The 15,678-nt window shown below is 63.8% G+C and carries 11 protein-coding genes and 3 pseudogenes; 2 read left to right on the forward strand and 12 right to left on the reverse strand.

Going from position 1 to position 15,678, the window contains the following annotated elements:
• Positions 1-67: 67 nt before the first annotated feature.
• The 5 genes and pseudogenes from paaX to ACFQDL_RS00610 form a co-directional block, all read right to left on the reverse strand.
• A complete protein-coding gene (gene paaX, locus ACFQDL_RS00590) occupies positions 68-997 on the reverse strand; it encodes a phenylacetic acid degradation operon negative regulatory protein PaaX (RefSeq protein ID WP_379907336.1) in 930 nt (309 codons plus the stop codon).
• 386 nt (positions 998-1,383) lie between these two features.
• A complete protein-coding gene (gene qhpG, locus ACFQDL_RS00595; protein ID WP_465264007.1) occupies positions 1,384-2,211 on the reverse strand; it encodes a flavin-dependent monooxygenase QhpG in 828 nt (275 codons plus the stop codon).
• Entirely contained in the window at positions 2,109-2,720 is a 612-nt protein-coding gene (locus ACFQDL_RS00600; RefSeq protein ID WP_379907338.1) for an NAD(P)/FAD-dependent oxidoreductase, read from the reverse strand. The genes qhpG and ACFQDL_RS00600 overlap by 103 nt, the downstream gene beginning before the upstream one ends.
• Before the next feature lie 237 nt (positions 2,721-2,957).
• Positions 2,958-4,096, reverse strand: a pseudogene (locus ACFQDL_RS00605) (glycerate kinase).
• A gap of 134 nt (positions 4,097-4,230) precedes the next feature.
• Positions 4,231-5,382, reverse strand: coding sequence for a sugar diacid recognition domain-containing protein (locus ACFQDL_RS00610; RefSeq protein ID WP_379907339.1), 1,152 nt, complete (start codon positions 5,380-5,382; stop codon positions 4,231-4,233).
• A 192-nt stretch (positions 5,383-5,574) separates the two neighbouring features.
• Between ACFQDL_RS00610 and pyk the strand changes: the two are divergent.
• Positions 5,575-7,018 (forward strand): annotated as a pseudogene (pyk, locus tag ACFQDL_RS00615) (pyruvate kinase).
• 690 nt (positions 7,019-7,708) lie between these two features.
• Positions 7,709-8,889: pseudogene (locus tag ACFQDL_RS00620) on the forward strand (acetyl-CoA C-acyltransferase family protein).
• A gap of 228 nt (positions 8,890-9,117) precedes the next feature.
• Here the strand turns inward: ACFQDL_RS00620 and ACFQDL_RS00625 are convergent.
• From ACFQDL_RS00625 to ACFQDL_RS00655, 7 genes are all read right to left on the reverse strand, one after another.
• Complete coding sequence (locus tag ACFQDL_RS00625) at positions 9,118-10,164, reverse strand: benzoate/H(+) symporter BenE family transporter (RefSeq protein WP_379907340.1); 1,047 nt, start codon at positions 10,162-10,164, stop codon at positions 9,118-9,120.
• 252 nt (positions 10,165-10,416) lie between these two features.
• The gene (locus ACFQDL_RS00630; RefSeq protein WP_379907341.1) at positions 10,417-11,202 is read right to left on the reverse strand and encodes a 1,6-dihydroxycyclohexa-2,4-diene-1-carboxylate dehydrogenase; all 786 of its coding nucleotides are present in this window, start codon (positions 11,200-11,202) and stop codon (positions 10,417-10,419) included.
• Between the two features lie 13 nt (positions 11,203-11,215).
• Positions 11,216-12,229, reverse strand: a complete 1,014-nt coding sequence (gene benC / locus ACFQDL_RS00635) for a benzoate 1,2-dioxygenase electron transfer component BenC (RefSeq protein ID WP_379907342.1) — start codon at positions 12,227-12,229, stop codon at positions 11,216-11,218.
• Between the two features lie 69 nt (positions 12,230-12,298).
• Positions 12,299-12,793 (reverse strand): benzoate 1,2-dioxygenase small subunit, encoded by a 495-nt coding sequence (gene benB / locus ACFQDL_RS00640; protein WP_379907343.1) that lies wholly within the window; start codon positions 12,791-12,793, stop codon positions 12,299-12,301.
• A gap of 13 nt (positions 12,794-12,806) precedes the next feature.
• Complete coding sequence (gene benA, locus ACFQDL_RS00645) at positions 12,807-14,153, reverse strand: benzoate 1,2-dioxygenase large subunit (RefSeq protein ID WP_379907344.1); 1,347 nt, start codon at positions 14,151-14,153, stop codon at positions 12,807-12,809.
• Between the two features lie 260 nt (positions 14,154-14,413).
• The gene (locus ACFQDL_RS00650; RefSeq protein WP_379907345.1) at positions 14,414-15,337 is read right to left on the reverse strand and encodes a catechol 2,3-dioxygenase; all 924 of its coding nucleotides are present in this window, start codon (positions 15,335-15,337) and stop codon (positions 14,414-14,416) included.
• Positions 15,338-15,353: 16 nt separating this feature from the next.
• Positions 15,354-15,650, reverse strand: a complete 297-nt coding sequence (locus ACFQDL_RS00655) for a 2Fe-2S iron-sulfur cluster-binding protein (RefSeq protein ID WP_379907346.1) — start codon at positions 15,648-15,650, stop codon at positions 15,354-15,356.
• Positions 15,651-15,678 lie beyond the last annotated feature (28 nt).

Raw genomic sequence — 15,678 nt, forward strand, 5'->3', positions numbered from 1 at the left:
AGGGCACGCCCGGTGCGAGAAACCATGGCGCCAGATTCATTCGCCTCGGGGCGAGGCTCCTACAGGGTCAAACCTTGAGGCCGCCGAAACGCTTGTAGAAGGACGGCGACGGCTCGGGCAGCGGACCTTCGGCGGTTTCCATCTGCTCGCTGATGTACTGCTCGGACGGGGCGCAGACCAGGCTGTAGAGGTTGCGGCACAGCTGCCGGGCGGCGACGCCGCTCCAGTCCGGCGGCAACAGCTCGACCGGCAGCTGGGGATCGCGCAACAGCAGCTTGCGGTATTCGTGGATCAGCAGGGTACGGGCGATGAAGCACTCCTGAGGGTCGAGATCGGCCTTGCCCTTGAGCTCCTGCCAGACCGGGCGGAAGCGGTCGAGGAAGTGGCGGTAGCTGTCGGAAATCTGGTCGAGGCTCCAGCATTCGCGGCACTGCTCGCGCAGCGCCTTCGATGAAAGCGGATCGCCCTGCCGGGTCTCGAAGAGGATGGTATCGTCGAGCACCTCGAGCTCCTGCAGGGTGTTGCGCAGCTCCATCATGTCGCAGTGGGGCGTCGCCATCAGCGTCGGCGAGAAGGGCCCGAAGCCCATCCACTGCAGCTCGTCGCGCACCTGCTGGCGCTTCTCGGTCGACAGCTGGGACAGCACCGCCAGGCACCAGGAACCGTCCCATTCCGGCAGCACCGGTACGTAGACCCGCTTGAACGCCTTGTCGAACCGGCGTCGCCCCTGGGGTGTCAGGCTGTAGTAGGCCCGCCGACCCACCTGCTCCGCCGAGAGCCAGTTCTCTTCCTTGCAGAGCCGGAACACCGAGGTACGGACCAGGCGCTGGTTGAGGCCAAGGGATTCCAGTACCTGAATCAGGCTGCCGAGCCAGACGGTACCGCCGCGCGGCACGATGGCATCGCCGAAAATGGTGATGATCAGGGACCCGGCGCGGATCGGACGCTGCTGGCAGAACTGCCGCACCAGCTCGTTCAGGTGACTGGAACTGCTCATAAAAGACGGGAAATCCATCCAACTGGAAAGTGACGGCTATTCTATAGAGCCCCTTGTGCGGATGCAAAAATCCGCCAGCGGGTACCATATCATCCTCTATTATTCTGGCGATGGAGCCTTTCGGGCTTATCCGATCGTAGCGAGGGCAAGACGATTTGTTTAGCACATCCATGTGCTTCACCCCTTCGGGGTTGGCACGTTCAATAGCTCCCGGCGATTGAATGAGTCAGATTTTTTGATCGTCCGAGGCGAATAGCGCGCTATTTAACGAGGAGGATCGGGAAACTGGCCAAACTCGGCTTGGCCGCACGACTGCATGGATGCAGGAGGTAGGGCGAAGCAGGATGCCCGAGCCGAGTAGATCAGCGTTAAGCCCGACAGGCTCCTTAGACCCAGCCCTGGTGGCGGAACCACATCAGGATCTGCGGCGCCAGCGCCTTCCTGTCGCCCAGGGCCGCAGCCAACATCTGTTCCGGATGTTCTTTCGCCGCGCCGTTGCGCAGCGCACGCAGCAGCGGCGCCAGCTCCAGTCCCTGCAGATGCCAGACACCGAGCGGCTGGTCCGGCGTCACCACCACCTCGGCCTCGCGGATCAGATCGTTCTCCACGACCGGACGCTTCGCGATCTGCACCTGGTCGGGCCTGACGCTCTGATGAATCGGCACCCGGTCCGGCCAGTCACGCCGCTGCTGCCAGAAGGGCTCTGCTGAAAACTGCGACTCCTGGGCATAGAAATCCCGGCCGATACGGGCGAAGCGGAAGAACAGTTCCTCGACCCGGGCGCGATGGAACAGCCGGGCCAGGGCTGTGCGTCCGGGCTGGCGCAACAGCGTATTGATCACCGCCGGCGCCTGCAGGGCGCTGGACAGCGACTGGAAGATGCCGTTGCCGGACAGCGGATCCACCGCCATGGCCGCGTCCCCGACCCGAATCCAGTGGTCCCCTGCAGGCTCGCGGCAGAGGATCGGCGTGCTGGTACGGGCATGCAGCTCGCCGGTCGGCTCGGCGTCCCGGATAAAGGGCGCGGCCATCTCCAGCGGCCGGATGCGGTCATTGCAGTACTCGACCAGCTGGTCCTTGGGCGGCAGGTCGGCACTGCCGACGTCCAGTGTCAGCTGCAGGTAACGCCGGCCATCCGGGGTGCCGGCCATCCAGCCCAGCCATCCCGGCAACTCTGCACTGCCGACTGGGGTTGCATCGCGGGTCCGCTCCAGTACTGCAGCAGGCTCAGGGTTTCGGGCCCGCGCAGGCGCTCGAGGCCCGCCCCCGGTGCCGCCCGCCCCCGCGCCTCGACGAGGAACCGGCCGCTCAGTTGCCGTGTCCCGGCATCGGTCTGCACCTCGACCCGGTGGCCGTCCTCATCGTGGCGGTAGCCGCGCACCCGGCCCCGGACCAGTTCCACGCCCGCTCGCTCCAGGTCGACGAGAATGCCGCGATCCAGGTCGGCGCGCACGATCAGCCGCTCGGTATTCGCCGCGCTGGAGGCGCCGCTCCAGTGGACGCGGCGCGGCGACGGCGCCGGCAACGCCTTCAGCGCCTCGCTGAAACCGGCATGCCGCAGCCCTTCGACCACCCGCTCGGAAATACCCTCCACCGCCGCAAAGGGCCGCGGCTCGCCGACCAGGCAAACGGCATAGCCAAGCCGTCGCAGACCGAGCGCCACCGCCCCGCCGGCAGGACCGGCTCCCAGTATCAGTATCCTGTTTTCGTGGCTGGCATCCATTCGATCTCCCGAGAGCCCTGTTATCCGGCTCTGTTTTCAAAGCGTCCATGGTACTACTGCTTAAGGGATAGTCGACAGTGGTAAGTTCTTAGGGGGATCGTAGGGTGCTGGTTATCGCCATGGATATGAATCCTGGCAATGCAGGAGCAATTGCCAGGAAGCGAAGCGCACCGATTGGCATCGGATTACAGTGCGGTTCGCGTTGCTCACCCGCACCCTACAAATTTGGGAAGACTATTAGCGTCGTTCCGCCAGGCGCCAGACGGCGGCGATATTGCGCGCGCTGCGGTAGAGGTTGTCGGCGGCGGTCTCGAGCGCTTCGGGCAGGGTCACGATGCCCGGCACGACGCTGAACAGCGCATCGATACCGAAGTCGTGCACGCAATCCGAGTCGGCGGACACGGAGCCGGCCAGCGCGATCACCGGCACGCCCTGCGCCTGGGCCCGCTTGCTGACGCCGACCGGCGTCTTGCCCCGCACCGTCTGGCTGTCGATGCGGCCCTCTCCGGTGATCACCAGGTCGACGCCGGCAAGTTTCGCATCGATCTCGACCGCGTCGAGCACGATGTCGATGCCGCTTTTCAGCCGTGCATTGAAAAACGCCAGGAAGGCACCGCCAAGGCCACCGGCCGCACCGGCACCGGGGATGTCGTTGATTGCCTTGCCGTTGGTCTCCTCGACGACACGGGCGAAGCGGGTCAGGTTGGCATCGAGTCTCTGCACCATCGCGGGATCGGCGCCCTTCTGCGGCCCGAAAATAGCCGAGGCACCGTTATCTCCGGTGAGGGGGTTGTCGACATCGCAGGCGACCTCGAAGCGGGTTTCGGCCAGGCGCGGATCCAGCCCCTCGAGATCGATGCGCGCCAGGCGTTCGAGACCGCCGCCACCGACGGGGATCTCCTGTCCTTCGTCATCCAGCAACCGGGCGCCAAGCGCCTGCAGCAGGCCGGCGCCGGCATCGTTGGTGGCGCTGCCACCGAGACCGACGATGATGTGCCGGGCCCCGGCATCGAGGGCCGCCCGGATCAGCTCGCCGGTGCCGCGACTGGTCGCGAGCCAGGGTTGCGCTGACCATTGGGCACAAGGTCGAGACCGGATGCCGCGGCCGATTCGATCACCGCGGTTTCGCCGTCACCCAAACGGCCCCAGGTGGCGTCGAGGGCGGTGCCCATGGGACCGGTGACGCGGTTGGTGAACGACTCCCCGCCGGTGGCGGCAACCAGCGCTTCGGTGGTCCCTTCCCCGCCGTCCGCCACCGGCAGCAGTACCAGTTCCGCATCGGGATAAACGGCGTGGAAACCCTGACCGATGGCCCGGGCCGCCTGCTCGGCACTGAGGCTTTCCTTGAATGAGTCGGGTGCAATCAGGATTTTCATTTTCGGTCTTCCGTCAATGTGGGATGTGAATCCATGGTGGCACAGGCAGTGCCCCCGGCTTTATTCCCGATGACAAATCCGCTTTCGAACCGAAGGCCGGCTTTTGTCAAATTGCACAATATCCGCCTTAGGGGTTAGTCACGAAAACCTTTGAGCCGCAGTGCCGCCACCAGGCACAGCAGATCGTCGGACCGGCCCAGGTCGACTTCGAGCGCCGTGCCGATCTTGTCGAGACGGTAACGCAAGGTGTTGCGGTGTATATGCAGCCGCTCGCTGGTGCGGCCGAAATCCAGGTTCTCGTCCAGGTAGGTCTCCAGGGTTCTTTCCAGCACACCCTGTCGATCCTGCGCCTTCAGACGGCCGAGCATGGCGGTCAGGTGCGTCGCCGCCCAGCTGTTGCGGGCTTCGAACAGCAGCAGATCGAGGGCGAAGTCGCCGGCCTCGCAATACCGTCGCGGCGAATCGCGCAACTGCGCCACTTCGAGGGTCCTGATCGCGTTGCGGTACGAGAGCGAAAGGCCGTCAGGTTGGGGAAAATAGTCGCCGACGCCGATCCGTACCCCCAGATCCTTGCGCTGCATCAGCCCCTGGCACTGCAACTCGAGCCGCTGCCTGAAACGCTCCCGGTTCCAGCCGGTTTCGAGCGGTTCCACCACTTTCAGCAGGACCAGCTGATACGGCGACAGGATGGCACCGAGATCATCGCCATGGCCCGCCTGCAGATCGCCCAGAACCTGCTGCAGGACTCCCAGCGGCAGCTCCGCCCCTTTATCCACGGCCGTCAGCTCCAGTACCACGGCCACCCGCGGCAGACTCAGATCCAGATTCAGGCGCCTGACCCTGTCCTCGAAGAGGGTATCGGGCCGCCCGCCTTCGATCAGGCGCAGCAGTACCGCCTCGCGCTGGCGCCGGTCCCACTGCACTTCAGCCGTCAGCGCCGCCTGCTCGATCACCAGTTCCGCGGTCATCACCACCAGATCGGCGAATTTGCGCACCTCTTCGGGCTCTCCGGTGATGCCGACGACACCGACGATCTCGCCCTGGCTGTAGACCGGCAGATTGACGCCGCCGCGCACGCCCTGCAGCTGAGTCTCCTGGCCCGCTTCGATATCGACTTCGCCCTGGCTGCTCAGGACGTTCAGCGCCCCCTCGTGCAGCTGATCGAGACGCGAGGGGTCGCCGGAGCCGATGATCACGCCCTTGTGGTCCATGACATTGACATTGACGCCGGTGATCTTCATCGCCCGGTCAACGATCTTCTGCGCCATATGATGGTCGATATACATGAGGGCAACCTGCGATTCGCTGTTCACTCAGGTACATGTTGCCCGACGGAAGCCGGCGGCGGAAGCCACCGCTTTGTTCATCTGCACAAAAAATAGCGGTCTCGGCGTTCGATTTTCAGTCGCCTGCCAGAAGCCTGGGCGCGACAGAACTCCGATAATCGAACTATTCCCCTACCAATGCCAGGTGCTGTAATGAGAAGAACCAAGATAGTGGCCACCCTAGGACCGGCCAGCGAGAGCCCGGAACAGATCGAACGGCTGGTGCGGGCCGGCGTCGATGTGGTCCGGCTCAATTTTTCCCACGGCTCGATCGACGAACATGTGCAGCGTGCAGAGCTAGTCCGCGCCGCCGCCCGGGTCCAGGGCGCCATGTCGCCATCCTCGGCGATCTTCAGGGCCCGAAGATCCGCATCTCCCGCTTCCGCGACGGCAAGATCGAACTGGCGGTCGGCCAGCCGTTTATCCTCGACGCCGCCCTGGGCCGGGATGAGGGAACGTCCGAACGCGTCGGTATCGACTACAAGCAGCTGGTGATCGACTGCGCACCGGGCGATATCCTGCTGCTGGACGACGGGCGCGTCGTGCTCGTCGTCAACGAGGTCCGCGGCCAGGAAATCCACTGCCAGGTCCAGGTCGGCGGCGCCCTGTCCAACAACAAGGGCATCAACCGCCAGGGTGGCGGCCTGTCGGCCGATGCGCTGACCGAGAAGGACAAGCGCGACATCCAGGCAGCGCAGCAGATTGGCGTCGACTACCTGGCGGTCTCCTTCCCCGCTCCGGCGACGATATCCGCTATGCCCGGGAACTGCTGCAGGCGGCCGGCGGCACGGCCGGCATCATCGCCAAGATCGAGCGCGCCGAAGCGGTCAGCAGCAGCGAGGTGCTCGACGGCATCATCGACGCATCGGACGGCGTCATGGTGGCACGCGGGGACCTGGGCGTCGAGATCGGCGATGCCGAACTGATCGGCGTGCAGAAACAGATCATCGAACGGGCGCGCAAGCGCAACAAGGTGGTGATCACCGCGACCCAGATGATGGAATCGATGATCTCGAGTCCGATGCCGACCCGGGCGGAAGTCTCCGACGTCGCCAATGCCGTGTTCGATGGCACCGATGCGGTCATGCTGTCCGCCGAAACAGCCGCCGGCGCCTACCCGGTCGAGGCCGTGGAAGCGATGGTCAGGGTCATCGGCGGCGCCGAAAAGCATCCCAGCATGCGCAGCTCACGCCATCGCATGGACCAGACCTTCGAACGCATCGACGAAACCATCGGTCTGGCCGCGATGTATGCCGCCAACCACCTCGAAGGCGTCAAAGCGCTGATCTGCATGACCGAGACCGGCGCGACGCCGCTGCTGATGTCGCGGCTGAGCTCTTCACTGCCGATCTTCGCACTGACCCCGGGCGAAGAAACTCTGAACCGGGTTGCGCTCTACCGCGGCGTGCACCCGCTGCAGTTCGATGCCAGCGTGATCGAGAGCGCCCGGATCAACCAGCTGGCGATCGACACCCTGCGCGAACTCGGCGTGGTGAAGGACGGCGACCGGGTAGTGATGACCAAGGGCGACTACCTGAATGTCCACGGCGGCACCAATACCCTGAAGATCGTGCGCGCCGGTGATGAAATCAGGTAGGTTGGAATGATGCCCCGAAGGGGCGAATTCCGACAGGTGACGCCCCCTGTATTCGAGACCCGGAATTCGCCTCAGGCTCATTCCAGGCTACGTTTCTTGCGCCTTACCCGCTTCCAATAACAAGAGGACAGCCCCATGCAGAACGAAAACCGAGCCGCCCCGGACGACGTTGAACAGGACTGGCCCACAGGGCTGCCCTTGCCCCACAAATCCCGCTCAGCGAGCTGCCAAGGGGGCAGACGCACGACGCATTTTTGAAGCCATAGTGGGCCTATGTCGAGAAAATGCAACACAGCGGATGGCCCCTTGGCGGCTCGCCCGAAGGAGCCCCCAATTCGCCCTCGACTGTGTTGCCGTTCTTGGCAAGAGAACCCACTCTTCCCTGCGAACGGCGCCTTGCCGAGGACGAATTGGGGGCTCAGAGCGGAGACTTGTGGGGCAAGGGCAGCCCCAGCCGCGCCGAGCATGCCGAACAGCAGGAGTTGCTGGCAGACCCTTTCTCCAGTGGGCCTGACAACGACGACTGACGGCATCCGCCGGGGTCGGGTGCACACCCGATCCCGGTATTTTCCCTTTTATCCATTTGGACTACTCCAATCGTCATTGAATGGGCTTATGATCGAAAGTCCACATTCAATGGTGGCCACCCGACCCGGACGGTCGCTGAAACGACGAGTAGGAGAGCCCTATATGAGTCAAGACGTTGTTGTATTGAGCGCAGCCCGCTCCGCCATCGGTACCTTTGGCGGTGGTCTCAGCCAGATCGAGCCGGCTGAGCTGGCCGGCCAGGTGATGAAAGCGGCGGTTGAACGCTCCGAGGTGGACCCCGACAGGATCAATTACGTCACCGCCGGCCACTGTATCCCGACCGATTCCCGTTTCGCCTATGTTGCGCGCGTCGCGTCGATTCAGGCAGGCCTGCCAATGGACTCGGTGGCGATGGCCGTCAACCGCCTGTGCAGCTCCGGTCTGCAGGCGATCGTTTCGACCTCCCAGTCGATCATGCTCGGCGACTGCGACTACGGCATCGGCGGCGGCGTCGAGGTGATGTCCCGCGCCGGCTACCTGTCGCCGGCGATGCGCTCCGGTGCGCGCATGGGCGATACCGCGATGATCGACATGATGGTCGCGACCCTCAACGACCCCTTCGGCGTCGGCCATATGGGCATCACCGCCGAGAACCTGGCCGAGAAATGGAACCTCAGCCGCGAGGAGCAGGACGCCTTCGCCGTCGAGTCCCACCGTCGCGCCGCACGGGCGATCGAAGAGGGCCGCTTCAAGTCCCAGATCGTGCCGATCACCCTCAAGACCCGCAAGGGCGACATCAGCTTCGACACCGACGAGCACGTCAAGCCCGGCACCACGCTCGAAACCCTGGCCAAGATGCGCCCGGCGTTCAAGAAGGACGGCACCGTGACCGCCGGCAACGCCTCCGGTCTCAACGACGGCGCCGCCTTCATGGTACTCGCAAGTGCCGATGCCGCCGCGAAGGCGGGCCAGAAGCCGATGGCACGGCTGGTGTCCTACGCCGTTGCCGGCGTACCGAACCACATCATGGGCGAGGGCCCGGTCCCGGCCACCCGGCTGGCGCTGAAAAAGCCGGCCTGACGCTGGATCAGATGGACGTGATCGAATCCAACGAAGCCTTCGCGGCCCAGGCGCTGGCCGTCGCCAAGGGGCTGGAGCTCGATCTCGAGAAAACCAATCCCAACGGCGGTGCCATCGCCCTGGGTCACCCGATCGGCTGTTCGGGCGCCTTTATCGCCACCAAGGCGATCTACGAACTGCACCGCAGTAACGGCAAATATGCCCTGGTGACGATGTGCATCGGCGGCGGCCAGGGCATCGCGGTGGTTTTCGAGCGGTTGTAATCCTTTGCAGGTAATTCGCCTCGGGGCGAGGCTCCTGCGGGTGAGGACTCCCACCGTAGGAAGCGCGCCCTCGCCGCGAATGACCTGGCACGATCTCCGATTCAGGCACCATTCGCCTCGGGGCGAGGCTCCTACGGGTGAGGACTCCCACCGTAGGAAGCGCGCCCTCGCCGCGAATGAGGTGGCACGATCTCCGATTCAGGCACCATTGGCCTCGGGGCGAGGCTCCTACGGGCGCTCGGCACCGCCATTCAGCGTAAAGTGTGCCAGCCCGCCGATCACGACACCCCAGAACGCCGAGCCGATACCGAACACCTCGATACCGGAGGCGGTGACCATAAAGGCGATCAGTGCCGCCTCGAGCTGGTGAGGATCCTCCATCGCCACCCTGAGACTGTTGCTGATCGCGCCGAGCAGGGCCAGACCCGCGAGGATCGCCACCATTTCCCTGGGGAAGGTCGAGAAGAACAGCACGATGGTGCCGGCGAAAATACCGCCGACCAGATAGAAGACGCCGTTGGCGATACCGGCGATATAGCGTCTGCCGGGGTCCTGATGAGCATCGGTACCGGTGCAGATCGACGCGGTGATGGCCGCCACCACCGTGCTGATACCGCCGAACAGTGCCATCGGAATCGACACCAGGCTGGACAAGCTAACAATGGGACGGCTGTGCACCGGGTAGCCCGAGGTCTTGAGCACCGCGAATCCCGGCAGAAATTGACCGGTCAGACTCACCATCACCAGCGGCAGCGCCAGACCCAGGGTCGCATGCCAGCTCCATTCGGGAGCGATAAACACCGGCGTCGCCAGCCTCAGTTCAAGATTGCTCAGACGGGCATCCAGCGCGCCGACTGACAGCAACAGGCCACAGACGAAAAGCAGCACCAGAAAATAGCTGCGGCTGAACTGTTTCAGCAGCAGATAGGCCAGGATCATGCTGAAGGCGACGAACGGTATCGACTCCAGCGTCCGAAAGGCGCCGAGACCGAAGTCGAACAGGATACCCGCCATCATGCCGGCGGCAACGCCGCGGGGAATCAGTGCGACCACCCGGTCGAAAATGCCGGTGATGCCGATCAGCAGCATGATCACTGCGGCGGTAATATAGGCCCCGACCGCCTCGCTGAGGCTCAGCTGTGGAAACAGCGACACCAGCAGCACGGTGCCGGGCGCTGACCAGGCGGTCACGACCGGAATCCGGAACCATAGACTCAGGGCGATACCGGAGATGGCCGCGCCAACGGATATGGCCCAGACCCAGGAACTCATCATCTGCGGCGAGATACCGGCGCTCTGCGCCGCCTGAAAAAATGGCCAGCGGGCCCGAATAGGACACCAGCACGGCCACAAGGCCCGCCACCAGGGCGGACAAGGAGAGATCCCTGAGCATCAGGCTTCCTCCGGATAATCGGGCGAAGGCAGGAACTGTGGGAGCCCGGTCTCCGGGCGAATGCCCTGGGCGGGCGAGCAGTTCGCCCACAGAGTGGGCTCCCACATGAGGGTGGATTGGCTGCAGAGGCGCCCTTATCCCTGGTCGCCGCCGCCGACCGGCAGCGTGGTGCCGGTGATATAGGATGCCTCGTCGGAGGCGAGGAACAGAATGGCGCCGACCTGCTCGTCCGGACTGCAGTAGCGTTTCATCAGGCTCGAATCGATGGTCTGATCGACGATCTGCCGGTACCAGCCCTTTTCCTGCTCCGACATCGGCTTGCTGTTGCGCGGGATGCGCCGTTCGCCGACGTCGGTACCGCCTGGCGCGACGGCATTGACGCGGATGCCGCGCTCGCCGTTCTCCCAGGCCAGGCAGGCGGTCAACGCATTGACACCGCCCTTGGCCGCGCCGTACGGCACCCGGTTGAGGCTGCGGGTCGCGATCGACGAGACATTGACGATGACGCCCGCCTGCCGTTCCAGCATGTGCGGCAGCACCGCGTGGCAGCACCAGAGGGTCGGAAACAGCGAACGCCGCACTTCGGCCTCGATCTGCTCCTCCTCGTAATGTTCGAACGGCTTGGCCCAGATGGTGCCGCCGACATTGTTGATCAGCACATCGATGCGACCGAAACGGGTCGCGGCGCTGTCCATCGCGCGGCAGGCGTCGGCGTACTGCTCCAGGTTCGCCAGCACCACCAGCGGTTTTTCGTGCCCGCCGGCCTCGATTTCGGCTGCCACCTCCTCCACCAGCGGGGAGAGGTCGACCAGTACCAGGCGCGCGCCCTCGTCCGCCAGGCGCAGCGCCACTGCGCGGCCGATGCCCTGGGCGGCGCCGGTCACGATCGTGACCTTGTCGTCAAAACGTTGTTTGCTCATTGGCCGGTCCCGATCAGTGGCTCGAGGAAAATTTTTCGTAGTAGAAGTGCGCAGGCTCGATCTGCTGCGCCTTCATATGGGCGCTGACCGCTTCGACCATCGGCGGCGGACCGCAGAGATAGATGTCGACATCGCCGTCGTTGAGGTGCCCCGGCGCCATATGATGGGTGACGTAGCCCTTCTGCGGCCAATTGCTGTCTTCATCGGCCACGCAGGCCGAGAAAGTGAAATTCGGGATCCGCTCGGCGAAGCCTTCGAGCTTCTCCAGCCCGACCAGATCGGTGTCGGTGGTGACGCCGTAGATCAGATGGACCGGATGATCGCTGCCGTCGCGCTCGATCTTCTCCAGCATCGCCAGAAACGGCGCCAGCCCCGTGCCGCCGGCCAGCATCAGCACCGGACGCAGGATATCGCGCAGATAGAAGCTGCCGAAGGGACCGCGCAGCGTCAGCCTGTCGCCAATGACGGCATCCTTGGCCAGATAGCCGCTCATGCGACCGTTCGGCACCACGCGGATCAGGAAGGAGACGCTCTCGGCCCCGGCGTCGACCAGCGAACTGAACGAATAGGCGCGGCTTTCGTCGGAACCGGGGATCTGGACGTTTACGTACTGGCCCGGCAGGAAGTGCATGGCCCTGACCTGGTCGCCGGCCACGCTGAAACTCAGCGTCGAGTCGGACAGCCGCTCCAGCGCCACGATCTCACCGTGGACGTCCGCCTGCTGGCTGCGGACGCAGACCTCCGAGGAGGCCGGCACCGAGACCACGCAGTCGCTTTCCGGACGCATGCTGCAGGTCAGGACGTAACGTGCTTCGGCTTCGCTGTCCGACAGGGCGTCGTCGATGTAGCCGTCCATTTCGTAGTCGCCGGATTCGCAGTGGCACTTGCAGGTGCCGCAGGCGCCATCGCGGCAATCCAGCGGGATATTGAGACCTGAGCGGTAGGCCGCGTCGGCGACGGTCTCGCCCGGCAGCATCTGCACGAAACGGGTGACGCCATCTTCGAAGTTAAGGGCTACTTTGTGCATAGGGGTTACCTCTGCCCCCTTGCCGCACGGCGCGAGCCGTACGACAGGGCGCTATTGTTATAGGCCGGTTTACAGGTGGTAAACGTCCACGACGTGGTGGATGCAATCGTTCTTCAGCACGACTTTCTTGCGCCGGATCTTCAGCTCGCCGGCATCGTCCCGCACCAGGGTCAGGTGGGTGACGCCGTAGTAGCTGTCGGTCGTCTGGTAGCGGTAGCTGTTGGTCTGCCAGTTGTAGCGAACCTCGCAGTCGGACTCCGACGCGTTGAGCACCTCGATGTTGCCGATCAGGTGCAGCGTGCGCGGTTCCGGCAGGCTGCTGGCGCTGGAGCGCTCGGTCTTGATGCGGAACACGCGGTCTTCGAGGCCGTCGCGGCGCGCATAATAGATCAGCGAGATCTCCTTGCGCGGATCGGTGGTCAGTTCGCCGTCGTCGTCCCAGCTCGGCATCCAGAACTCGGCATCCTTGCTGTAGAACTCGAGCCACTGGTCCCACTGCTTGTCGTCCAGCGACCGCGCCTCGGCATAGAGAAAGTTGCGTACTTCTTCGTAGCTGATAGTCATCGTCATGTCCCCCTTAGGCCTCTTCCTGTTCCTTGCGCGCCGCCTCGGTCATCGCCTCGACCCAGTAGCGGTGCTGCACCGTGTAGAGGCCTTCGTCCTCGGACTTGCGACCGCTCATGATGGGATTGAGATCAATCTGCTGTGCCGCTTCGTCGGCGCCCTGCACCCAGTGCTCGGCACCGCGGCACATGTCGTTCCACGGCAATGCGGTGGCCTTGAAGCCCTGCTGGCAGGCACGGAACTCTTCGAGGTCGTCCGGCGTCGCCATGCCGGACGCGTTAAAGAAATCCTCGTACTGGCGAATGCGGTGGGCACGCGCCTCGTCGCTCTCGCCCTTGGGCGCGATGCAGTAGATGGTCACTTCGGTCTTGTCGACGGAGATCGGGCGCCACACGCGAATCTGCGAGCTGAACTGGTCCATGAGGAACACGTTCGGATAGAGGCAGAGGTTGCGCAGGTTGGAGATCATCCAGTCGGCCCGCGCTTCGCCGAAGTCCTGTGCCAGCTGTTCCCGGCGCTCCGCCAGCGGACGGTCCTCCGGGTTCGGCCAGCGCATCCAGAGCAGGATATGACCGTGTTCGAAGGCGTAGAAACCGCCGGCCTGCTTGTTCCAGGTGCTGGCGTCCATCGCCTTGACGTCGTCAGCCGACATGCCGACCTTGCGCCGTGCGGTGGTGGCGACATAGTTCCAGTGGGTGGCCGAAACGTGGTAGCCGTCGGCGCCGTTCTCGGCCTGCACCTTCCAGTTGCCGTCATAGGTATAGGTTGAGGAGCCGCGTAGTACTTCCAGCCCTTCGGGTGACTGGTCGACGATCATGTCGATGATCTTCGCCGCCTCGCCCAGGTGCTCGGTCAGCGGCTTGACGTCCGGGTTCAGGCTGCCGAACAGGAATCCGCGGTAGGACTCGAAGCGCGCCACCTTTTTCAGATTGTGGGAGCCGTCGCAGTTGAACGAAGCCGGGTAGCCGGCGCCGTCGGCATCCTTGACTTTGATCAGCTTGCCGGAGTTGTTGAAGCTCCAGCCGTGGAAGGGGCAGGTCATGACCGCCTTGTTGCCCTTCTTCTTGCGGCACAGCACGGCGCCGCGGTGAGAGCAGGCATTGATGAAGGCGTTGAGTTCGTCGTCCTTGTTACGGGTGATCATGATCGGCTGACGGCCGATGTAACCGGTAAAGAAGTCGTTCCGGTCCGGAATCTGGCTTTCGTGGGCCAGGTAGATCCAGTTGCCCTCGAAGATATGCTTCATCTCGAGTTCGAACAGTTCCTCGTCGGTGAACATCTCGCGGCGGCTGCGATAAACGCCTTTCTCGGCGTCCTCTTCCATCATGGAGTTGATTTTGGCGATCAGGTCGGAATGCATGGTTTACCCTCCTTATTTTCCACCAGATTACGGGGCGGGCCGTGCAGCAACTATCCGGTTTCTGTGAGCCTTTATCCCTTTTCTGCAGGGGTTTTGGCCGGGATTTGCAGAGCCGGCTCCGGAATGCAAAAAGGGGCCGAAGGCCCCGATTTAGATAACTGGCTGGGTGAAGCGTTAGGCGTTAGGCGTTAGGCGTTAGGCACAGCATCACGATAGATGCGTCCCTCAGGCTTCACGCCTTACGATTTACGCCGCCCAACTCAGGTCAGCGCGGTCAGGAAGCGCTCGTTGAGCTGCCGGTCGTGATAGAAGATCGCCTTGCCGAGCTTGTCGGCATCCCAGGTGATCGGCGGATGATCCGGATAGAAGGCGTCGCCGCCGCAGAACACTTCGTTGCGGTTGCCGGACGGGTCGAAGAAGTAGATCGTCTGGCCGTGGGTGATGCCGTGGCGGGTCGGGCCGATGTCGATCGAGGTGTCGGTCATCGAGATCAGGTCGCCGGCGCGCAGCACGTCTTCCCAGGTCTCGAGGAAGAAGGAGGCGTGGTGGAATTTGTTCTTCTCCGGATGCTTGATGAAGGCGATATCGTGGGCCTTCATCGACACGGTGAGGAACTGGGCGACACGGTTGCCTTCGGGGTCGACCACCTGTTCGCACAGATCGAAACCGAGCACCTCGTTGAACAGCCTGTAGGTGCCATCGATGTCGTCACCGTAGAGCAGGCAGTGATCGAAGCGCTGCGCCTTCATGCCCTTGAGGTCGCGCGGCCAGGCTTCCGGGTTGTGGTTGCCGATGCCGTAGCGGCCGGTCTGCTCCTTCTCGGCGAACAGCTCGAACGAATGGCCGGTCGGGGCTACGAAGCGGATACGGCGGCCGCAGCCCTCGAGTTCGCCGGCCGGGATCTGCTCGACCGCGCAGCCGTACTCGACCAGCTCGCCGTGCAGCCGCTCCAGCACTTCATCGTTGAGCACCTTGAACGCCATAAAGTCCATGCCCGGCGCATCGGCCTCGCGCAGCACCACCGAGAACCTGTCGACCTCGGTCCAGCCCTTCAGATAGACACGGCCCTGGCTGTCGGTGTCGACTTCGATCAGCCCCATCAGGTCGCGGTAGTGGGCGACGGCTTCGTCGATGTCCAGGACGCGAATCTGTACGTGACCGGGACGCATTACACCTTTTTTCATGATTCATTCCTCGTTGTTATTGTGCTTCAGATTCTGTTGCTGCCAGCTCGATGACCACATCCGTCAGCGGAAAGACCCGGCAGGCCAGCACATAGCCGTTGGCCGCCTCGACTTCGCTGATATGGGCCCGACTCATGCGCTTGATGCGGTAGGCGCCGTCCAGCACCCGCACCTTGCAGAGACCGCAGCCACCGCCCCGGCAGCCGACCGGTATGCAGGAACGGCCGCCCTGTTCAGCGCCTACCAGCAGGCTGCATTGCGCCGCGACCTCGAACTGGCTTTCCTCGCCCCCAACCAGGGTCACCCTCACCATCCGCAGTACCCCGCTCGTTTTTCATGGT

The sequence above is a fragment of the Marinobacterium aestuariivivens genome (assembly GCF_042661465.1).
GTDB lineage: Bacteria > Pseudomonadota > Gammaproteobacteria > Pseudomonadales > Balneatricaceae > Marinobacterium_A > Marinobacterium_A aestuariivivens.

Bases quoted from the DNA above. Each gene is read 5' to 3' on its own strand.
- paaX (WP_379907336.1), bottom strand. From the start codon at position 997: ATGAGCAGTTCCAGTCACCTGAACGAGCTGGTGCGGCAGTTCTGCCAG.
- ACFQDL_RS00600 (WP_379907338.1), bottom strand. From the start codon at position 2,720: ATGGATGCCAGCCACGAAAACAGGATACTGATACTGGGAGCCGGTCCT.
- ACFQDL_RS00610 (WP_379907339.1), bottom strand. From the start codon at position 5,382: ATGTATATCGACCATCATATGGCGCAGAAGATCGTTGACCGGGCGATG.
- ACFQDL_RS00625 (WP_379907340.1), bottom strand. From the start codon at position 10,164: ATGATGAGTTCCTGGGTCTGGGCCATATCCGTTGGCGCGGCCATCTCC.
- ACFQDL_RS00630 (WP_379907341.1), bottom strand. From the start codon at position 11,202: ATGAGCAAACAACGTTTTGACGACAAGGTCACGATCGTGACCGGCGCC.
- benC (WP_379907342.1), bottom strand. From the start codon at position 12,229: ATGCACAAAGTAGCCCTTAACTTCGAAGATGGCGTCACCCGTTTCGTG.
- benB (WP_379907343.1), bottom strand. From the start codon at position 12,793: ATGACTATCAGCTACGAAGAAGTACGCAACTTTCTCTATGCCGAGGCG.
- benA (WP_379907344.1), bottom strand. From the start codon at position 14,153: ATGCATTCCGACCTGATCGCCAAAATCAACTCCATGATGGAAGAGGAC.
- ACFQDL_RS00650 (WP_379907345.1), bottom strand. From the start codon at position 15,337: ATGAAAAAAGGTGTAATGCGTCCCGGTCACGTACAGATTCGCGTCCTG.
- ACFQDL_RS00655 (WP_379907346.1), bottom strand. From the start codon at position 15,650: ATGGTGAGGGTGACCCTGGTTGGGGGCGAGGAAAGCCAGTTCGAGGTC.